The organism is Pantoea allii (assembly GCF_046529425.1).
Lineage (GTDB): Bacteria > Pseudomonadota > Gammaproteobacteria > Enterobacterales > Enterobacteriaceae > Pantoea > Pantoea allii.
The window spans coordinates 1,136,753-1,154,859 of sequence record NZ_CP125958.1 but is presented as its reverse complement, the minus strand read 5'-3'; the positions used below and the strand labels follow the sequence as shown (position 1 = coordinate 1,154,859).

Here is an 18,107-nt window from a genome sequence, read left to right as displayed (position 1 = left end):
CGCGTTTATCACGTTTCATATGGTTAATATTATTTTATCTATCATAAGGTTAATCATCACCACCTTCACTTCTGCGGATTATTTACGCCCCTGTTTTAGCTCAATGTTATTTATTTCTATATCCACCGGTCAGGTTACCTCCCTTTAATCACTCAAGTTATTTTTATACATTTCGGCAAAAAGATAACCCATTTAATAATGATTTCTATTTACATTTTATGTCTGATAAAATTCGCCGCGCCAGAATGTTAAAAGCACGCAGTCTCATTTTATTGATGGACAAAACAAATGAAAAAAATGCTTAGCCTGTTGAGTTTTATTTTCCTGACGACGAGTTCCGCCTGGGCAACCACTTATCCTCTGACGATTGAAAACTGTGGTCAGAAAGAAACCTTTACTAAGGCACCCGAACGCGTGGTGGCGCTTGGGCAGAATACCGCTGAGATTCTGCTGTTGCTGGGACTGCAGGATAAAATGGTTGCCAGCGCATTCTGGCCGACCAAAGTCTTACCCCAGTTAGCGGAACAAAACGCCAAAGTGCCGGTACTGACGGTGGAGATCCCCACGCTGGAGTCCATCCTGGCGAAGAATCCCGACTTTGTTGCCGCACAGATTCAGTTGCTGATGGGGCCTAACAGCAAGGTTGCCAAACGTGAAGACTTTGAGTCAGTGGGGATGAATACCTATCTGTCTCCGGGCATGTGTGCCACCAAACAGAACACCGGCGACATTTACGGTAGCCGTGCCACGCTGTGGAATATGTCCTACGTTTATGAAGAGATTGCCGATTTTGCCAAAATCTTTAACGTAGAAGATCGCGGCCAGCAGGTGATCAACGACTTCAAAGCCCGCGAAAGCGCCCTGAGAAAAGCCTTCCCGAAAGGCAAAAAAGATCTCTCCTTCCTGTTTTGGTTCTCCAGTTCCTCGCCGTCTGCCGATGCTTACGTGGGTGGTAAAAACGGCGCATCGGGTTTTATTGCCAATGTGTTAGGCGGTCATAACGCGATTACCACGGAAACCGAGTGGCCCACCGTGAGCTGGGAAAGCATTATTGCCACCAATCCGGATGTCATCGTGGTCACCAGCCTTGACCGTAACCGCTGGAAACTGGATAACGCCGAAGAAAAGATCAAGTTCCTGAAAAGCGACCCGGCGGTCAGCCAGCTGGATGCCGTGAAGAAAGGCCATATTGTGGTGATGGACGGTCAGGCGATGAACCCGACGATCCGGACAATTTATGGTGCAGAACAGGTTGGCGAACAGTTACGTAAGATGGGCCTGAATTAATGCGTGAAGAGGTTGTGCTGGTGCGACGTAATGTGAGCTTTATTGCTATCGCGCTCATCGCCATCGTCGTGCTGTTTGTCGTTATCGCGCTGGGCGTCAGCGTGGGCGAACTGTCGATACCGTTGAAATCGGTGATGTACACCGTGACCAATAAACTGGGTATGACGGATGTGCCCGTTAATCGCATTCATGAAAGCGTTATCTGGGATTTCCGTTTAAGCCGGGCATTGGTTGCGGCGCTGAGCGGTGCGGGCCTGGCCATTTGCGGCGCCGTCCTGCAGAGCCTGTTGAAAAATGCGCTGGCCGAACCCTATGTGCTGGGCGTTTCGGCTGGCGCATCAACAGGTGCGGTGTTAATCGTGGTATCGGGCGTCGGGGCCGGCGCCATCTCTCTGTCTCTGGGTGCCTTTACCGGTGCCTTTGCCGCTTTTGCGTTTGTTGCTCTGCTGACCAACGGCGCGCGCGGCGGAACAGAACGTACCATTCTGGCCGGTGTGGCGGCATCGCAGCTCTTTAATGCCATTACCGCTTACACTATCAGTACCTCGGCTAACGCCCAACAGGCACGTGACGTGATGTTCTGGCTGCTGGGCAGCTTTAGTGGCGTGCGCTGGCCTGAGTTTCAGTTGGTTCTGGTGATTGTGCTGATCGGCTTAGCGGTCTGCCTGTACTACTCCCGCGCGCTGGATGCCTTTACCTTTGGTGACGACGCAGCGGCCTCGCTGGGTATTCCGGTCGGCGTGGTCCGTCTGGTGCTGTTCACCGCGACCGCCCTGATGACCGCCACGATTGTCAGCATGGCAGGCTCGATTGGCTTTGTCGGTTTGGTCGTTCCCCATGTGATGCGTTTCTTTTTTGGGCCGCTGCACAGCCGGTTGCTGGTGGCCTGTGCCATTGCGGGCGCAATTCTCATGGTGCTGGCGGATATCGCATCGCGCATGTTGATTGCGCCACAAAGCCTGCCGGTTGGCGTAGTCACCGCGCTGGTCGGCGTGCCTTTCTTTGCAATTATTATTTATCGCTCCAGGACGCAATAATGAGCATCAGCGCGCAAAACCTTACCTGGAAGGTAGGGAAAAAAATTATCGTTAACGATGTCTCCCTGGCGGTGTCACCGGGCGAAACCGTGGGTTTGCTGGGCCCGAACGGCTCCGGTAAGTCGTCACTGTTGCGCCTGCTGGCTGGCCTGCGTAAGCAACATAAAGGCAAGGTACTGCTGGACGGCAAAGATCTGTCATCCATTGCCAGAAAGCAACTTGCCCGTCGCGTTGCCTTTGTGGAGCAACATGCGTTAACCAGCGCCAATATGACCGTGCGTGACGTGGTGAAACTGGGTCGAATCCCGCATCATTCGCCTTTTTCCAGTTGGACACATCAGGACGACGAGATAGTCGAAGCCGCCCTGAAGCGCGTGGATATGTGCTCACGCTGCGATCAGGGCTGGCAAAGTCTTTCCGGTGGGGAGCGGCAGCGCGTGCATATCGCCAGAGCGTTAGCGCAGGCACCCAATGAAATTCTGCTTGATGAACCCACTAACCACCTGGATATTCACCATCAACTCCAGTTGATGAAGCTGATCAGCGAACTTCCGGTTACCAGTATTGTTGCCATCCACGATCTGAATCATGCGGCACTCTTCTGTGATCGGCTGATTGTGATGCTGGAGGGGGAACTGATTGCCCAGGGATCGCCAGATGAGATCCTGACCGAATCCCTGCTGTGGGAGGTGTTCAAGGTCAGAGCTAAAATTGAGCCATCGCCAGTACATGGCAAGAAGCATATTCATTACTATGCCTGACGCTGCGCTGCGTTTTTAAATCTGTGTCACCGTTACCGCCGCGCCTCCAGGCTTATGGACGTCGGCTCTGCCAGCCAGCCAGTTTGTCTTTGCTATCGGCTTCTATGCGCGGGTGCCCTTTCTGGCGCTCTTTCTGCGCAATGATATGCGCCTGTCGGGCAGCCTGAGTGGATTGCTCCTGGGGCTGCGCACCTTCGCGCAACAGGAGATGTTTCAGGTCGAGGGCGCTGCGCTGGCCGGAAATGTCATGATGGGCAACCCGCTAAATGCTGTGCTGACGCCGTCTCCAGAAGCCACCCTGGCCGGGTTACAACTGGCTATTTTCCCTTTTCTGAGTGCTGTCGCCCTGCTGATTATTTGTCGCCCATTAAAGAATAAAAGGCAGGCCAGATCGCACCGCGTATTTTATAAGAACAGAGATAAGATGTATTAATTATTAAAGGATGAACCATTTGCAGGATTTACGTCCTGGCTCTTTTTTTAATAAGCCACTGTTTTCCAGCTTCAGTAACCAGTTTCTCGCGGCATAAATAGACATATCACATTCATCCGCAACGTCCCGGGTCACAATGCCTTCAGCCTGACGTTTAATCAGGCACATCATCACGTCTTTCATTTTGGGTTTTCTTTCCGTTTCCTGAAGCTGATTCCATTTCGCCTCACACTGAATTTTATATGCTAAATTTTTCATCGCTGGCTCCGTATAAAGGTCAAAACCTGACTTCATTGAAGAAATTAAACGCCCGGATAAGATCGCCTGTCTGTAACAGCAACAAACCTCACTGACGGCAATCTTACCGACGGCTTAATTTAACAATGACGCCAAAGGACAACCACAAACACTTAAACTAGACCAATATTAGATACAAAATTCTAATTTTATAAATAAATACAAAACTATCATCTGAAAAAGACGACATGAAGCTCGCGCAAGGCGCACCAGAAAAGAAAAAAAAGCGCGCACTCAGGCGAACGTGCCGCGTTTTATGCAGCCCGCTATAACGTGCACGTTGGGTAAATCAGTTAGCGTGTATGGCAGACAATGAGCGGTAAAACGCGTGTGCCAATTAATACCGCATCATCCATATCGGTTATTTTGGTGATATAGAGGTAAGAAAAATCAGTATTCAGGACGTTAGCAGGCACATTATCCCGCAGCCCCCGGTGGACGGTGAAATGATTGAGTTTATAAAGAAACTGGATATAGGGAGAATACTGGAACTCCGCATTACGTCTTAATACGTAATCTTTACCGTTTTTATGCACGGTGCCATCAACAGAGACCATTGCCTCGCCTGAATAACGTAGCGTCAGCACAAAGCTGGCATCCAGATGAAAGTCGGTGGTCGCATCGCGCTGTTGTAAATTGGCCGCACAGGTAAATTCAAACATTTCACGGTGCGATTTAACGTAGTAATAGCTGATATAAACCAGCAAGCCCACTAAGACAGTTATCAGACCCAGCAACGAGGCAAGGCGTTTTTTACGGGTTGTCATTGTCCGGCCTCCATCCCAGCTCTGTATAATTTGAGCATGCTATTTTTTTGTTCTCTGTTCTGACGCAGTAAGAGACATACATGTTGCCAGGGTGTCCGGCCATAACATTCCTGTCGGCATAAAACATATACCGACCGCCCTTCTGACAGGCCATCTGGCTACTCGCAATTATTTTGCGCCACACCGCTTCAGTCGGAAACGTCGATTCTCCAGGGTGAACCGGGAGATAAAACACATCACAGCCGTTAAGTTGGCCGACGCTGATGGGCGTCATCGTCTTTTCTCTTATGAGCTGCGGGAGCAGAAATCCAGCCCCCACCAGCACCAGGATGCCGAAAAACACCCAGTAACGACGCGCGCTGCGGCGTGTAACCGGTAAGGAGGCGGGAGGAATGTCCTCCGTGGAAGACTCAGGCTGGATTTCCGTTTTGTGGATACGGATAACCGGATTAAAAACGAACCCCACTTTGTAGACGGTGGTGATCGCCTCCTGATCGATGCCAAGAGAGGACAACCCACGCCGTATTGCTGAAACGTAAGCATTCAGGCTGTTAGAAGATGGCGTTGCGCCCGTTTCTTGCCAGAAGTTATCCAGAATCTGTTCCCGGGACAGCACGACGCCGGAGCTTTTCAGAAACATTTCCAGTAAATGGTTGCAGGCCGGCGATAACGGCACGCTGGTTTCGCTGGAATCCACCAGACACAGCAAACTCTGAGCCGGTATATACCGAACCAACTCATCAATCACATACTCTGTCTGTTGCATTCTGTCCTCCGGCAACAAACAGCGTGGATAACCCATAAAAAACACATACGTGGCAACGAACCTTTATCTGCTCAGGGAAAGACGCGCAATTATTCGCTGTAGAGCACCATGCCCGAACGATAAATGCGTATTCAGATACAGCAGCCTTATCGTCGTGAAGACCAACACGGAATGTTAACGACCCACGCCCGCTGTGGTGGACGCGGTATAGCAGATATCGGCTTACCTGAAGATTCCCCGACGCTGGGGCGGTGAATTTTTCGCAAATTGTATCAGAGAAATCCGACGGGAGAGAGGGAATGACTAACGGCTGGTTTACATTTATGGCATCGCTTTTGATAAATTGATCCATAACAACGTGTGCAATGCAGAAAAACGCTGGGATTTTGCGGGAAGACAGGTGGATGCCTGGGCGAAACGATGCTGACATCCACCTGCGGTTGATTAGGTTATGGGTTTACCGCTAGCTGGGGGATTAATACCAGCGCCCAAAACGTTTGATATAAAACATTTTCATGCCCTGCGCCACCAGGCAGTAGCTCAACAACGTCAGCACCAGCCAGGGGAAATAGTGCCATGGCAGCGGCACTAACCCGACCATAGCGCCAAGCGAAGAGAATGGCAGCAGAATCCCGGCGGCGGAAATCCCCACGGTGGTCAACAGCACGGGTAACCTGGCACAACTCTGAATAAACGGGATTTTCTGCGTGCGTAGCATGTGCACCACCAGCGTCTGTGACAGTAAGCCTTCAACAAACCAGCCGGACTGGAACAGCGACTGTGCACCCGCATGATTCGCGCCAAACACATACCACATCAACGCAAAGGTCGTGACATCGAAAATGGAAGACGTTGGCCCCATCCACAGCATAAAGCGTTTGATGTTACCGGCATCCCATTTGCGGGGTTTACGCAGAAACTCGCGGTCCATTTTATCCCAGGGCAGCGCCAGCTGAGAGATGTCATACATCAGGTTCTGAATCAGGAGCTGAACAGACAGCATAGGCAGAAAAGGAATAAACGCACTGGCAATCAGCACGGAGAACACATTGCCAAAATTTGAACTGGCCGTCATGTTCAGGTACTTGATGATATTGCCAAAGGTTTCACGCCCTTTCAGCACGCCCTCACCCAATACCGCTAAGTCTTTTTCCAGCAAAATAATGTCCGATGACTCTTTGGCGATATCTGTCGCGCTGTCGACCGAGATCCCGACATCCGCCTCGCGCAGTGCGGGCGCATCGTTGATCCCGTCGCCAAGAAAGCCGACGGTGTGTCCATTTTGCTGCAGCAGTTTAAGCACACGTGACTTCTGCTGAGGCGTGAGTTTGGTAAAAATCATGCAGCGTTCTACGTCCCGACGCAGTTCGTCGTCACTCATGGCGTCGATGTCGTTGCCGGTCAGCATGGCTTCTGAAGCCAGCCCAATTTCCTGACAGACACGCATTGTCACTAACGGGTTATCGCCAGTAAGCACTTTGACCTTAATCCCGCTGTCTTTCAGCGCCTGGATTGCCTTGCCCGCGCTCTCTTTCGGTGGGTCCAGAAACGTCAGCATGCCTTCAAGGGTTAATTCGCACTCATCATCGCGGCACAGCGGCAGCGATATTCCCTCCTCGCGCGTAGCGACCAGCAGCACACGAAAACCCTGCTGATTGTAATGACGGGTCAGCGCTAACAACTCTGCACGCTTTTGCTCGCACAGTGGAATCGTCGCATCGCCCTGGCGCAACGAGGTCGCCGCTGCCAGCATTTCTTCTACCGCACCTTTGCAGATCAACAACGGACGATGGTTATGCAGATCTTCCACCACTACCGACACACGACGGCGGACAAAGTCAAAGGGTAGCTCGTCGACTTTCTGAAACTGACTGCACGCGGCTTTAGACAGGCTTTGCTCGCCAAATTTCAGTACCGCGCGATCCATTAAATTTTTTGCCCCACTCTGGCTGCTGCTGTTAAGCCATGCCAGCAGCAAGACTCGCGCATCTTCTTCGCCGTTGCCGTTAAGATGCGCCGACAGCAAAATATTGTCCTGCGTCAGCGTGCCGGTTTTATCGGTACAGAGCACATCCATTGCTCCCAGGTTCTGAATGGCGTTCAGGCGTTTAACAATGACCTTGCGGCGTGACATGGCAATGGCGCCTTTTGCCAGATTGGCACTGACAATCATGGGCAGCATTTCCGGTGTCAGGCCCACCGCGACGGCCAGCGCAAACAGCGTGGCATCCATCCAGTCACCTTTGGTGAAGCCATTAAGCAGTAAGACGATCGGCACCATCACCAGCATAAAACGGATGAGGAGCCTGGAAACGCTGTTCACACCGCGGTCAAATGACGTTTGCGGCCGGCGACCAGACAATGAGGCCGCCAGCGAACCAAACCAGGTTTCACTGCCGGTGGCGACGACCAGCGCTCTGGCCGTGCCGCTGGCAACATTGGTCCCCATCAGGCAGCTGTTTTTGAGTTCAAGTACGCTGCGACCGGGTTGCTCTTCGATCTCCACGCCAGCGCTGAGATCGTTTTTTTCCACAGGCAAGGATTCACCGGTCAGGATCGCCTGACTGATAAACAGATCGCGTGAGGTCAGCAAGCGTACGTCAGCCGGCACCAGATCCCCCGCGCTCAGTAAAATGACATCGCCTGGCACCAGTTCGCGCATATCAATATCGTAGCGACGGGAGATGGCACAGCCCTCTTCCCGACGCAGCACGGTGACCTGAGTGCGAACCAGGGATTTCAGTGCCTGGGCCGCGCGATTGGTGCGAAACTCCTGCCAGAAACGCAACAGCCCGCTGAGCGTAACCATGGTCAGAATAATTATCACGCCGGAAAGATCGGTTTCCTCACCGGCACGTAACGGCAGCCAGTAATCCGTTATCCCGCTCACCAGCGCCAGTACCATCAGCACATAAATAAACGGATTATTGAATGCCGTAATCAACTGGATAAATGCAGAAGGCGCTTTCTCGTGCACGACTTCATTCCGGCCATAGTCGCCGAGTCGCGCTTTGGCTTCTGCGTGCGTCAGTCCTTCATAGCTGCTGTGCAGATTGCTGAGCGTCACATCGGTGCGATGGCGTGCTTCGCGCTCGATGGCATAAGGTGTTTTTGATTTTTTTACTGAACGTTGCGCGTTATAAACCCTTGCGGCTTGTTCGATTTTCATGTCGCTCATGTCGACATCTCCCTGATTTAAAGCAACAGATATCCTGCATGCGTAATAATGCATGCCCGGTTTTCCGGTGATGACCGGTTTATTTAAGGTGTCCGCCTTTCAGGACAGGTAAATAATTCCCGCCGCGCAGCCGTAATATCAGGCCGCCATAGGTCGGACCTTGCGAAATAAACGCAAAGCAAAGGAAGACGAAATGTGAAAGGGTGCGCAGCCCGCAGCTACGCCTGTCGAGGCGGAGGAAAAAGTGCCAGAATATACATCAACATAGCGTGCTCTCGCGGTGACTACAGCGTTTATTTTAAGGAGAGCAATCGAAACCTACAGAGGGGATTGCTGCCCGCCAGGTGGCAAGCAGCGAAATGCAGTTAGCTTGCCGGAGTTAAATCGTATTTAGGGTGACTGTCCAATGTATGACTCCTGCAACTATTTTGACGTAGTATAAACGCCGCACCCGGCGGGTAAAGAAAAATAGCCGTTTAACCGGCGTTTCGTTTATTAACCGTTTCTGTTACACCCTGCGATTTTCATTTCGTCTTATAACCGTCCTGCATTGGTTATAACTTTTTTGCATATCATTAGCCCATAATGGACTATTCTTTGCATGAGCCCTTTCGTACACTCGCGTTACTTTCTCAGGCAAGGATTTTCCATGAAAAAAATAATTCCATCACTACTGGCCTTGTCACTGGCCACCGCCTTTAGCGTAAACGCTGCCACACCGAAAGACACGCTGGTCGTGGTTCAGTCGACCGACGATGCCGACAGCTTCGATCCGGCTAAAGGATTTGAACTCACCAGCGTACAGGCTTTTACCAACATTTATCAGCGCCTCGTTCAGTCCGATCCGCAAAATCCGACCGACTTAAAACCGACGCTGGCAACCTCCTGGCAGCCAGGCAGTGACAACCGCAGCCTGACGTTTGCGTTACGTAAAGGCGCGACGTTTTCCAGCGGTAACCCGCTGCGTCCGGAAGATGTGATCTTCTCGCTGGGCCGTGTTGTGAAACTGAATCTTGATCCCTCCTTTATTCTTACCCAGCTTGGCTGGAACAAAGATAACGTGGATGGCTTCCTTAAAAAGGTCGATGACGACCATGTGCAAATCAGCTGGACTGCCGACGTCAGCCCGGCCTACGTACTGAGCCTGCTCTCTGCCCCGGTCTCCTCCATTGTGGATGAAAAGACCGTGACGGCACATGCCACTAAAGGCGATTTTGGCAACGGCTGGCTGGCGACCAATTCCGCCGGGAGCGGCCCGTACCAGATCCGCAAGGTAGTCATGCACCAGGCCGTTATCCTGACCGCCAACCCGACGTCGCCGGCGGGTGCGCCAAAGATCAAAAATATTCTGATTAAGAACGTGCCGGAACCGGCTGCCCGTCGTTTACTGCTTGAGCAGGGTGATGCGGACATTGCCCGTAATCTGGGCGCAGACCAGATCGCCTCGCTTAAAGGCAAAAGCGGCGTGACCACCGAAGCCTTTCCGATGGCCTCGCTGTATTACATCCAGTTCAACGTAGGCAACAAAAACAATGCCGCGCTTAAAAACCCCGCCTTCTGGGAAGCGGCACGTTACCTGTTCGACTATAAAGGCATTGCCGGTCAGTTGCTGAAAGGACAGTTCGATGTTCACCAGACATTTCTGCCGAAAGGTTTTCTCGGTGCGCTAAACGATACGCCTTACAGTTACGATCCTGAAAAAGCGAAAGCGATTCTGAAAAAAGCGGGCCTGACCAACGTCAGCTTCACCCTGTCCACCAGCAATCAGCCACCTTACCTCGACATCGCGCAGGCCCTGCAGGGCAGCTTTGCCAAGGGCGGCGTGAAAGTCGACGTGTTACCGGGACTCAGTTCTGAAGTCTCGACGCGCGTAAAAGCGCATAACTACGAAGGCACGCTGAATGCCTGGGGCGCGGACTACTTTGATCCCAATACCAACGCCGCGTCCTTTGCCTATAACCCGGAAGATGGCAGCAAGACGATTGCTTACCGTTCCGACTGGCATATCCCGGAGCTGAACAAGCAGGTTCTGGCGGCGACCGCCGAGAGCGATCCGAAAAAACGCGTTGCGCTCTACCAGGCCATGCAGCGTGAAGTGCTGAAAAGCTCCCCTTATGTGATTGGCCTGCAGGCGAAAAACCTTATCGCCCTGCGCGACAATCTCAAGGGCTACGTTCAGGGCATCAACCCGGACATGGTTTACTATTCGCAGGTTACGAAGTAATGGCACACTCTGCCTCTTCTGCCGGGTCCTCCCGGCATATTTGGCGGCGCGTTGGCCGCCTTTCATCAGGCTTACTGTCGCTGGTGATCACCCTGCTGGGGTTACTGGCGTTCACCTTTATGCTGTCGCATCTGTCCCCTATCGATCCGGTACAGCAGATAGCAGGCGATCATGCCAGCGAAGCGACCTATGCGCAGGTGCGTCACGACCTTGGGCTGGATCAACCGGTACTGATGCAGTTCTGGCACTACGTCGAGCACCTGTTGCGCGGCGACCTTGGGGTTTCCCGTCTGACCAACCAGCCTGTCAGCAGCGACCTGCTCCAGACGTTTCCGGCAACCATTGAGCTGGCCACCTGCGCGATGATTTTTGCCGTGGTGTTTGGCGTCTTGCTGGCACTGCTGGCCGCCTGGAAACCCGGCAGCGTGATTGATAACGTCGCCCGTTTTATCTCCCTGCTGGGTTACTCCGTGCCGGTCTTCTGGCTGGGCCTGCTGGGCCTGTTGCTGTTTTACGCGGTGCTGCACTGGTCTGCCGGGCCGGGTCGACTGGATGATATCTGGGCCTATACGCTGGAGCCGAAAACCGGCTTCGTGCTGATTGACAGCTGGCTGTCAGGTGACCGGGAGATATTCTGGAACGCCGTCGCGCACTTATGGTTACCGGTAGTGATCCTGGGTCTGCTGGCGATGGCAGGCATTACACGATTGCTGCGCGCCGCGCTGCTGGAAGAGAGCAGCAAAGAGTATGTGGTGCTGGCGCGTGCTAAAGGCGCGGGCCGGGTGCGTATTCTGCTGCGTCATATCTTCCCTAACGTGCTTGGTACGTTGATTACCGTGATTGCCCTCTCTTACGCCACGCTGCTGGAAGGCTCGGTCCTGACGGAAACCGTGTTTGCCTGGCCCGGCGTGGGCCGCTACATGACCAATGCGCTTTTCTCTGGCGATGTGCCGGCGATTTTAGGTGCCACCTTACTGATCGGCGGCTGCTTTATCCTGATTAACGCGCTGGCGGATGCCCTTACCTGGTTAACCGACCCGAGAACACGATGACGCAACAACTCACTGAACTTGAAACGGTGCGACCACGCCACAGTCGCCGCCGGATTACCTCGTTAACCATTGGGTTAACGCTGGTGGCTATTGTCATTCTGATGGCACTGCTGGCCCCGCTGATCGCGCCGTACGATCCGAATCTGCAAACCATCTCCAGCCGGTTGCTGCCGCCTTCGGCTGCACACTGGTTTGGCACCGACGGTTTTGGCCGCGACCTGCTGTCCCGGGTGATTTATGGCGCGCGTCCTACGCTGCTGCTGGTCTCGTTAATTCTGATCCTGACCATTCCGGTCGGCTTACTGGTGGGGATTACCGCCGGTTATGTGGGCGGCTGGACCGAGCGCGTGTTAATGCGCATTACCGATATTTTTCTGTCGCTGCCCAATCTGGTGATTGCGCTGGCGCTGGTCGCGATAATGGGGCCGGGACTGATGAATGGCGCGCTGGCACTGGCACTGACCAGTTGGCCGCCGTTTGCCCGTCAGGCGCGAGCCGAAACGCTGTCCCTGCGGCGCAGTGACTATCTGGCCGCCGCCCGTATGCAGGGAATTACCGGTTTTCGCCTGATGTTCGGCCATATTCTGCCACTGTGCCTGCCCACGGCGGTGGTGCGGGCCGCACTCAGCCTGGGCGGGATTATCCTGGCCGCAGCCGGACTGGGCTTCCTGGGCATGGGCGTGCAACCGCCTACCGCCGAGTGGGGTTCCATGGTGGCAGAAGGCAGTAAGGTGATCTTTGACCAGTGGTGGGTGGCTGCCGCACCCGGCGCGGCCATTCTGTTTGCCAGCCTGGCCTTTAATCTGACAGGCGATGGCCTGCGTGACCGACTGGATACCCGACATGCAAAATAACATTCTTGTAGAGTCGCTGAGCATCCGCAGCGGCGACGCGACGCTGGTGGATAATATCAGCTTCGCCATCGGACGTGAGCGCGTGGCGCTGGTCGGTGAGTCCGGTTCCGGCAAATCACTCACTGCGCGCACCTTGATGGGATTACTGTCGCCATCGCTGCATCTGCACGCCAGCCAGCTGCAGGTCGCCGGTGAAAACGCCCTGACCCTGAATGAACGCAGCTGGAGTAAGCTTCGTGGTGATCGCGTAGCCATGGTGATGCAGGACCCCAAGTATGCGCTGAATCCGGCGCGGACGATCGGCTGGCAGGTTGAAGAACCGCTGATTCTGCACCGCCGTCTGAGCCGAGCAGAACGGAAAGAAAAAGTCTGCGATATGCTCAACGCGGTGGGTTTGCCGGACCCGCGTGCGCTGATGCAGTTTTATCCGCACCAGCTTTCAGGCGGTATGGGCCAGCGCGTGATGCTGGCGATCGCCCTGATTACCGATCCTGCCTTTTTGATTGCCGATGAGCCTACCTCCGCGCTGGATCACGCCATGCGCGATCAGGTGCTGGCGCTGATCCGCCAACTGGTTGAATCCCGTAATATGGGCCTGCTGCTGATCAGCCACGATCTGCAACAGGTGTCAGAACACTGCGAGCGCGTGATGGTGATGTACAAAGGTCGGGTGCTGGATACGCTGCCTGCTGCCGACCTGCCTCAGGCGACACATCCTTACACCCGCACGCTGTGGTCATGCCGTCCCAGTAAAGCGACACATGGACAGCTGCTGCCGGTGCTGGACCGTGCAGCGCTGGAGGCCAATAACGATGATTAATCTGCATAACCTCAGCGTGTCACACAAACAGGGTTACGATCTTCGCACCGTGGTGCATGACGTGAATCTTCAGGTGAACGCCGGTGAGTGCTTTGGCCTGGTCGGCCCGTCCGGCTGTGGTAAATCGTCGCTGCTGTGGGTCATGGCCGGGCTGAATCCCCACTGGCAGGGGGAGATGCAGCTGGCGGGACATCCGGTGCTGCCGGGCAACACCTTTACCGGTGCGCTGCGTCAGGAAGTGCAGATGGTGTTTCAGGACCCTTACGCGTCCCTGCATCCTCGCCACCGCCTGCGGCGCACGCTGGCTGAGCCGCTAAAACTGCTGAAGCGGGATAACATTGCGGATCGTATTCATGACGGATTTCGCCATGTGGGTCTGGACCCGGCATTAGCCGATCGTTATCCTCATCAGCTGTCCGGCGGCCAGCGTCAGCGCGTGGCGATTGTTCGCGCCCTGCTGCTGCAACCCAAAATACTGCTGCTGGATGAGCCGACGTCAGCACTGGATATGTCAATACAGGCTGAAATCCTCAATCTGCTTAACGATCTCAAGCGTCAGGATGGCCTGACCATGGTTCTGGTCAGCCACGATCCCGATGTGATTGACCATATGTGTGACCGTGCCGTACGCATGGCGCAGGGGCGGATCGTTGAGCACATTGCCGCCCCAGCCTAACGTAAGGAAAAACGATGACCATCAGACTCCGCCCGCTGGAAAGAGAAGATCTGCACTTTGTGCACCAGTTAGATAACAACGCCAGCGTCATGCGCTACTGGTTCGAAGAGCCCTATGAGGCGTTTGTTGAGCTGTCAGATCTTTACGACAAGCACATTCACGATCAGACCGAACGGCGTTTTGTCGTCGAGCATGAGGGGCAAAAAGCGGGAATGGTGGAATTGGTGGAGATCAACCATGTCCACCGCCGCGCCGAGTTTCAGATCATCATCGATCCGACACATCAGGGCAAAGGCCTGGCGACGCAGGCCGCCCGGCTGGCGATGGATTATGGTTTCTCGGTACTGAACCTGTATAAGCTCTACCTGATTGTCGATCAGGAAAACGAGAAAGCGATCCACATCTACAGCAAACTCGGTTTTGAGATTGAAGGCGTGTTAAAACACGAATTCTTCATCAATGGCGAGTACCGCAATACGATCCGGATGTGTATCTTCCAGCATCAGTACCTTGAACGGCATAAAACCCAGGGCAGCATGGTCAAACCCACGGCCCAGTAATCAGCCGCGCGCGCCAACCGGATTCATGTAAGGACGAGGATGCTCCGGCTCCAGGTTGTACATCCCTCCATAGAACGGATCGACCAGTAACCAGCCCGGTAAGCCAAGCAGTGGAATGTTCCCCAGCAGGTACCACAGGTTGGCGCGGGCCTCAATCGGTACCGTCACCGGCACATAGCCCGGGCTTTCCAGCATCAGCAAATAGTGCTTCTTGCCAAAGTAGCTGTGGTTGGATTTCTCCAGGATGACGGTTTTGGGCGTGTATCCTTCCGCAACCGGACGGCCGTTTTCATCCTGCACGGTAAAACGCGCGCCCGGCGGCTGCGAATCGATCAGGACCGATTGGGTTTCATTGCCAACAATGGTGGCGCAGCCGCTCAGGAGCATTGCGGCGGCGAGAGCCAAAATGTGCTGTTTCATGGAAGGGTCCGATAAAAGTCAGGAAGCACAGTGTAAACCGCCCTTCCCACCTTTTCATCTGTCTCAATCGGGCTATCATCGCCCGATTCTGCTGCTTTATTGCGGTTGACAATGCCGGGCAATAGCCGCGATGTCTGCAGGCGAGGTACGGCAGCAGCCGCCAATTAACCGGGCACCGGACTGCTGCCACTCGGTAAACTTGTCATGCAAGGTGCAGCCAGAGGGGGCAGAATGCCAGGTTTTACTGCTGGCATCGTACTGCTCACCTGAATTGGGATACACCACCAGCGGTTTGTCTGTCAGGCGCTGTAGCTGTTGTAAGGCCGGCGTAACGCTTTCCAGCGCGATACAGTTGATCCCCATCGCGACAACCTGCGGCTGCGCATTCAGATACGCGGCCACTTCATGCAGCGGCGTACCATCGCTGATGTGTTCGGCATCACGCAGCGTAAACGAGAACCAGGCGCTGCTGTCAGGGAATTCGCCTAACAGGGCAACCAGCGCGCGCGCTTCAGCAAAGGAAGGGAGCGTTTCGCAGGCCAGCACATCCACGCCCGCCGCCAGTAAAGCGGTGATGCGTGGGCGATGAAACGCCATCATCTCGGCTTCGGGCAGCGCATAGTCACCCCGGTATTCCGAACCATCGGCCAGAAACGCGCCGTAGGGTCCGACAGAGCCGGCCACCAGCAGGATCGTTTCATCGGCCTGCGTCGCCAGATAATCACGACGGGCGCGGGCGGCCAGTTCAACACTTTGTCCGATCAGCGCCAAAGACTGTTGTTCGTCCAGGCCGCGCGCCGCAAACCCCTGCGGCGTCGCCTGATAGCTGGCGGTAATCGCGCAGCGCGCGCCCGCCGCAAAATAGTCGTAGTGCACCTGATAAATCAGCTCAGGGTTTTCCATCAATACTTTTGCAGACCACAAGGCATCCGCCAGATCACAGCCTCGGGCCTCAAGCTCGGTCGCCAGCGCCCCATCCAGAATCAACGGTACAGACTGTTGTAGTGCGTGCGCAACAGGATTATGCGACATCCCTGGCCTCCTTAGCCTGTGTTTTTTTGTGCGTGACATGGTAAGCGGCATAGCAAAACAGCACAAACGGAATTCCGCACCACAGGGCGATGCGCTGCGAAGGATCGAATGCCAGCCCCACACAGGCCAGCAGGCAAAGCAGGAAGCCCAGGACTGGAATGAGCGGATACAGCGGCGCGCGGTACACCAAATCCTGCAGCGATTTCCCCTGTTGCACATGACGCTTGCGGAAAACGTAGTGCGATGCGCAGATGCTTAGCCACACGGCGACCACCGCAAAGCCAGAGATAGCAGACAGCGCCACAAACACGGTATCCGGCGCGATAACACTGGAGAACAGCGCCAGCAGGCCGCCTATCATACTGACCGTGATTGCCAGCAGCGGCACGCCGCGTTTGTTGACCCGGGCGAAAGCGCGCGGCAGGGTCTTTTCATTGGCCAGCGACCACAGCATACGGCCCGAGGCATACAAACCTGAGTTAGCGGCCGACAGGATGGCTGTCAGTATCACAAAGTTAATGATATCCGCCGCCCACGGAATGCCGATCTTCTCAAACACCAATACAAAGGGGCTTTTGACGATACCGGCCTGGTCCATTGGGATCAGCGCCGCCAGCACGAAGACCGTGCCGACAAAGAACAGGATCAGGCGCGCGACGGTGGTGCGAATCGCCAACGGCACGACTTTCTGTGGATTTTCGGTTTCACCAGCGGCTATACCAATTAACTCGGTGCCGGAAAACGCAAAGTTCACCGCGACCATGGTCATGAGAATCGGCAACACGCCATTGGGCAGCCAGCCGTGAGCAGTAATATTACTCAAACCCGGCGCAGGCGTGCCGTCCTTCATGGGGATAAAGCCAAACATCGCCGCACCGCCCAGCACGATAAAGGCAACGATGGTGATGACTTTGATAATGGAAAACCAGAACTCCCCTTCGGCAAAGAAGCGGGTGGAAATCACGTTGAGCAGATAGATGGCAATACAGAACACCAGGCACCATATCCACACCGGCACATGTGGAAACCAGTACTGCATACAGAACCCTGCCGCCGTGAGGCTGGAGCCCAACGCCACGGTCCAGGTCAGCCAGTACAGCCAGGCAACGGTATAACCTGTCGCCGGGCTCAGGTAGCGGGCAGCATACACGTGAAACGCCCCCGTTTCAGGCATGGCGACCGACAGCTCACCCAGACAGGCCATGACGAGCCAGACCACCAGCGCGCCAATCAGATAAGCCAGCAGCGTGCCTGCAGCTCCTGTCGTGGAAATAATGTAGCCGGTATTAAAAAACAGGCCGGTGCCAATAACGCCACCCAGCGATAACATCACCAGGTGACGAACTTTCATGGTTCGCTTGAATTGATCCTGCGAAGAAGTCGTCTGCTCGCTCATATACTCCATCCGTATGGACGTCTAAACATCTATATGCAGCAGATTTATACGCGTCACTGCGTTGAAATGCAACGGGCGAAGCGGTAACGCGTCGTCGGGAAGGGGTCGTTGCCCCGCGTTTACGGGGCGGGATGCGCTAGTCGAACACGCTCTGTATGTAGCGTTCCAGCGCCATTCGGGAACTGAATCCGTGGGGAATACCGTAATGTTCCTGAGAATCACCCGCCAGGTAGAGAGGGAACTGCGTGTAGTGATCACAGGTTTTCATTTCGGAAGCCGGGTCGGCAAACGGCTGACTTTTTTCTTTCAACGTTGGGTGGATTATCAGCGCCGTGCGCCCCATGCGGGCTTCGCGGTTAACATAAACATAGTTGTCGCCACGACGGTAGCCATAGGCACGTGGGGTAATTTCATCGACTTCAAAGCCTACTTTTTCCAGGACGCGCGCTACCTCATCTGGTCGTAAATACATGCTTGATCCTCTCCTCTTCAAAAGCCACGCAACCTTACATCAGCATGGCTGTACGGGCATTCGGAATTTTCCCTA

At 54.4% G+C, this 18,107-nt stretch carries 19 protein-coding genes and 1 pseudogene; 12 read left to right on the top strand and 8 right to left on the bottom strand.

The window, feature by feature from the left end; translation table 11 throughout:
• Positions 1 to 288: 288 nt before the first annotated feature.
• The 5 genes and pseudogenes from QNH99_RS05650 (at position 289) to QNH99_RS05630 (ending at position 3,518) form a co-directional block, all read left to right on the top strand.
• Complete coding sequence (locus tag QNH99_RS05650) at positions 289 to 1,287, top strand: ABC transporter substrate-binding protein (RefSeq protein WP_063880663.1); 999 nt, start codon at positions 289 to 291, stop codon at positions 1,285 to 1,287.
• Positions 1,287 to 2,324 carry a FecCD family ABC transporter permease gene (locus tag QNH99_RS05645; protein WP_063880664.1) on the top strand — a complete coding sequence of 346 codons (1,038 nt, stop codon included), beginning with the start codon at positions 1,287 to 1,289 and terminating at the stop codon, positions 2,322 to 2,324. Before QNH99_RS05650 ends, QNH99_RS05645 begins: the two co-directional genes overlap by 1 nt.
• Positions 2,324 to 3,085 (top strand): ABC transporter ATP-binding protein, encoded by a 762-nt coding sequence (locus QNH99_RS05640; RefSeq protein ID WP_145394890.1) that lies wholly within the window; start codon positions 2,324 to 2,326, stop codon positions 3,083 to 3,085. The genes QNH99_RS05645 and QNH99_RS05640 overlap by 1 nt, the downstream gene beginning before the upstream one ends.
• Positions 3,086 to 3,104: 19 nt before the next feature.
• Positions 3,105 to 3,311 (top strand): annotated as a pseudogene (locus tag QNH99_RS05635) (hypothetical protein); the annotation flags it as partial.
• Between the two features lie 21 nt (positions 3,312 to 3,332).
• Positions 3,333 to 3,518: a hypothetical protein gene (locus tag QNH99_RS05630; RefSeq protein ID WP_283350763.1), complete on the top strand. Its 186-nt coding sequence runs from the start codon at positions 3,333 to 3,335 to the stop codon at positions 3,516 to 3,518.
• A gap of 3 nt (positions 3,519 to 3,521) precedes the next feature.
• On the opposite strand, the gene QNH99_RS05625 is transcribed toward QNH99_RS05630, so the two are convergent.
• The 3 genes from QNH99_RS05625 to QNH99_RS05615 form a co-directional block, all read right to left on the bottom strand.
• Positions 3,522 to 3,776, bottom strand: a complete 255-nt coding sequence (locus tag QNH99_RS05625) for a FaeA/PapI family transcriptional regulator (RefSeq protein ID WP_063881235.1) — start codon at positions 3,774 to 3,776, stop codon at positions 3,522 to 3,524.
• A gap of 332 nt (positions 3,777 to 4,108) precedes the next feature.
• Positions 4,109 to 4,582, bottom strand: coding sequence for a hypothetical protein (locus QNH99_RS05620; RefSeq protein WP_410517386.1), 474 nt, complete (start codon positions 4,580 to 4,582; stop codon positions 4,109 to 4,111).
• A complete protein-coding gene (locus QNH99_RS05615; protein WP_410517385.1) occupies positions 4,569 to 5,348 on the bottom strand; it encodes a winged helix-turn-helix domain-containing protein in 780 nt (259 codons plus the stop codon). The genes QNH99_RS05620 and QNH99_RS05615 overlap by 14 nt, the downstream gene beginning before the upstream one ends.
• 123 nt (positions 5,349 to 5,471) lie before the next feature.
• Between QNH99_RS05615 and QNH99_RS05610 the strand changes: the two genes are divergently transcribed.
• Positions 5,472 to 5,603 (top strand): hypothetical protein, encoded by a 132-nt coding sequence (locus QNH99_RS05610; RefSeq protein WP_255474508.1) that lies wholly within the window; start codon positions 5,472 to 5,474, stop codon positions 5,601 to 5,603.
• A 220-nt stretch (positions 5,604 to 5,823) separates the two neighbouring features.
• Here the strand turns inward: QNH99_RS05610 and mgtA are convergent, their stop codons facing one another.
• Positions 5,824 to 8,526, bottom strand: a complete 2,703-nt coding sequence (gene mgtA, locus QNH99_RS05605; protein ID WP_410517384.1) for a magnesium-translocating P-type ATPase — start codon at positions 8,524 to 8,526, stop codon at positions 5,824 to 5,826.
• 649 nt (positions 8,527 to 9,175) lie between these two features.
• On the opposite strand from mgtA, the gene QNH99_RS05600 reads away from it, so the two are divergent.
• From QNH99_RS05600 to speG, 6 genes are read left to right on the top strand one after another with little or no spacing between them, the layout of a single operon-like run.
• The gene (locus QNH99_RS05600; protein ID WP_063880670.1) at positions 9,176 to 10,750 is read left to right on the top strand and encodes an ABC transporter substrate-binding protein; all 1,575 of its coding nucleotides are present in this window, start codon (positions 9,176 to 9,178) and stop codon (positions 10,748 to 10,750) included.
• A complete protein-coding gene (locus QNH99_RS05595) occupies positions 10,750 to 11,802 on the top strand; it encodes an ABC transporter permease (protein ID WP_063880671.1) in 1,053 nt (350 codons plus the stop codon). Before QNH99_RS05600 ends, QNH99_RS05595 begins: the two co-directional genes overlap by 1 nt.
• Entirely contained in the window at positions 11,799 to 12,656 is an 858-nt protein-coding gene (locus tag QNH99_RS05590; protein ID WP_410517383.1) for an ABC transporter permease, read from the top strand. Before QNH99_RS05595 ends, QNH99_RS05590 begins: the two co-directional genes overlap by 4 nt.
• Positions 12,646 to 13,476 (top strand): ABC transporter ATP-binding protein, encoded by an 831-nt coding sequence (locus tag QNH99_RS05585; RefSeq protein WP_410517382.1) that lies wholly within the window; start codon positions 12,646 to 12,648, stop codon positions 13,474 to 13,476. The genes QNH99_RS05590 and QNH99_RS05585 overlap by 11 nt, the downstream gene beginning before the upstream one ends.
• Positions 13,469 to 14,152, top strand: a complete 684-nt coding sequence (locus tag QNH99_RS05580) for an ABC transporter ATP-binding protein (protein ID WP_063880674.1) — start codon at positions 13,469 to 13,471, stop codon at positions 14,150 to 14,152. Before QNH99_RS05585 ends, QNH99_RS05580 begins: the two co-directional genes overlap by 8 nt.
• Positions 14,153 to 14,166: 14 nt before the next feature.
• Entirely contained in the window at positions 14,167 to 14,712 is a 546-nt protein-coding gene (speG, locus tag QNH99_RS05575; RefSeq protein ID WP_013026855.1) for a spermidine N1-acetyltransferase, read from the top strand.
• On the opposite strand, the gene QNH99_RS05570 is transcribed toward speG, so the two are convergent.
• The 4 genes from QNH99_RS05570 to QNH99_RS05555 all read right to left on the bottom strand — a co-directional run bounded on the left by QNH99_RS05570 (position 14,713) and on the right by QNH99_RS05555 (position 18,032).
• Positions 14,713 to 15,132 (bottom strand): hypothetical protein, encoded by a 420-nt coding sequence (locus QNH99_RS05570; protein WP_063880675.1) that lies wholly within the window; start codon positions 15,130 to 15,132, stop codon positions 14,713 to 14,715.
• A gap of 96 nt (positions 15,133 to 15,228) precedes the next feature.
• Positions 15,229 to 16,164, bottom strand: a complete 936-nt coding sequence (gene mmuM, locus QNH99_RS05565) for a homocysteine S-methyltransferase (RefSeq protein WP_410517381.1) — start codon at positions 16,162 to 16,164, stop codon at positions 15,229 to 15,231.
• A complete protein-coding gene (gene mmuP / locus QNH99_RS05560) occupies positions 16,154 to 17,560 on the bottom strand; it encodes an S-methylmethionine permease (RefSeq protein ID WP_410517380.1) in 1,407 nt (468 codons plus the stop codon). Before mmuP ends, mmuM begins: the two co-directional genes overlap by 11 nt.
• A 136-nt stretch (positions 17,561 to 17,696) precedes the next feature.
• Positions 17,697 to 18,032, bottom strand: coding sequence for a DUF2002 family protein (locus tag QNH99_RS05555; RefSeq protein WP_063880678.1), 336 nt, complete (start codon positions 18,030 to 18,032; stop codon positions 17,697 to 17,699).
• Positions 18,033 to 18,107 lie beyond the last annotated feature (75 nt).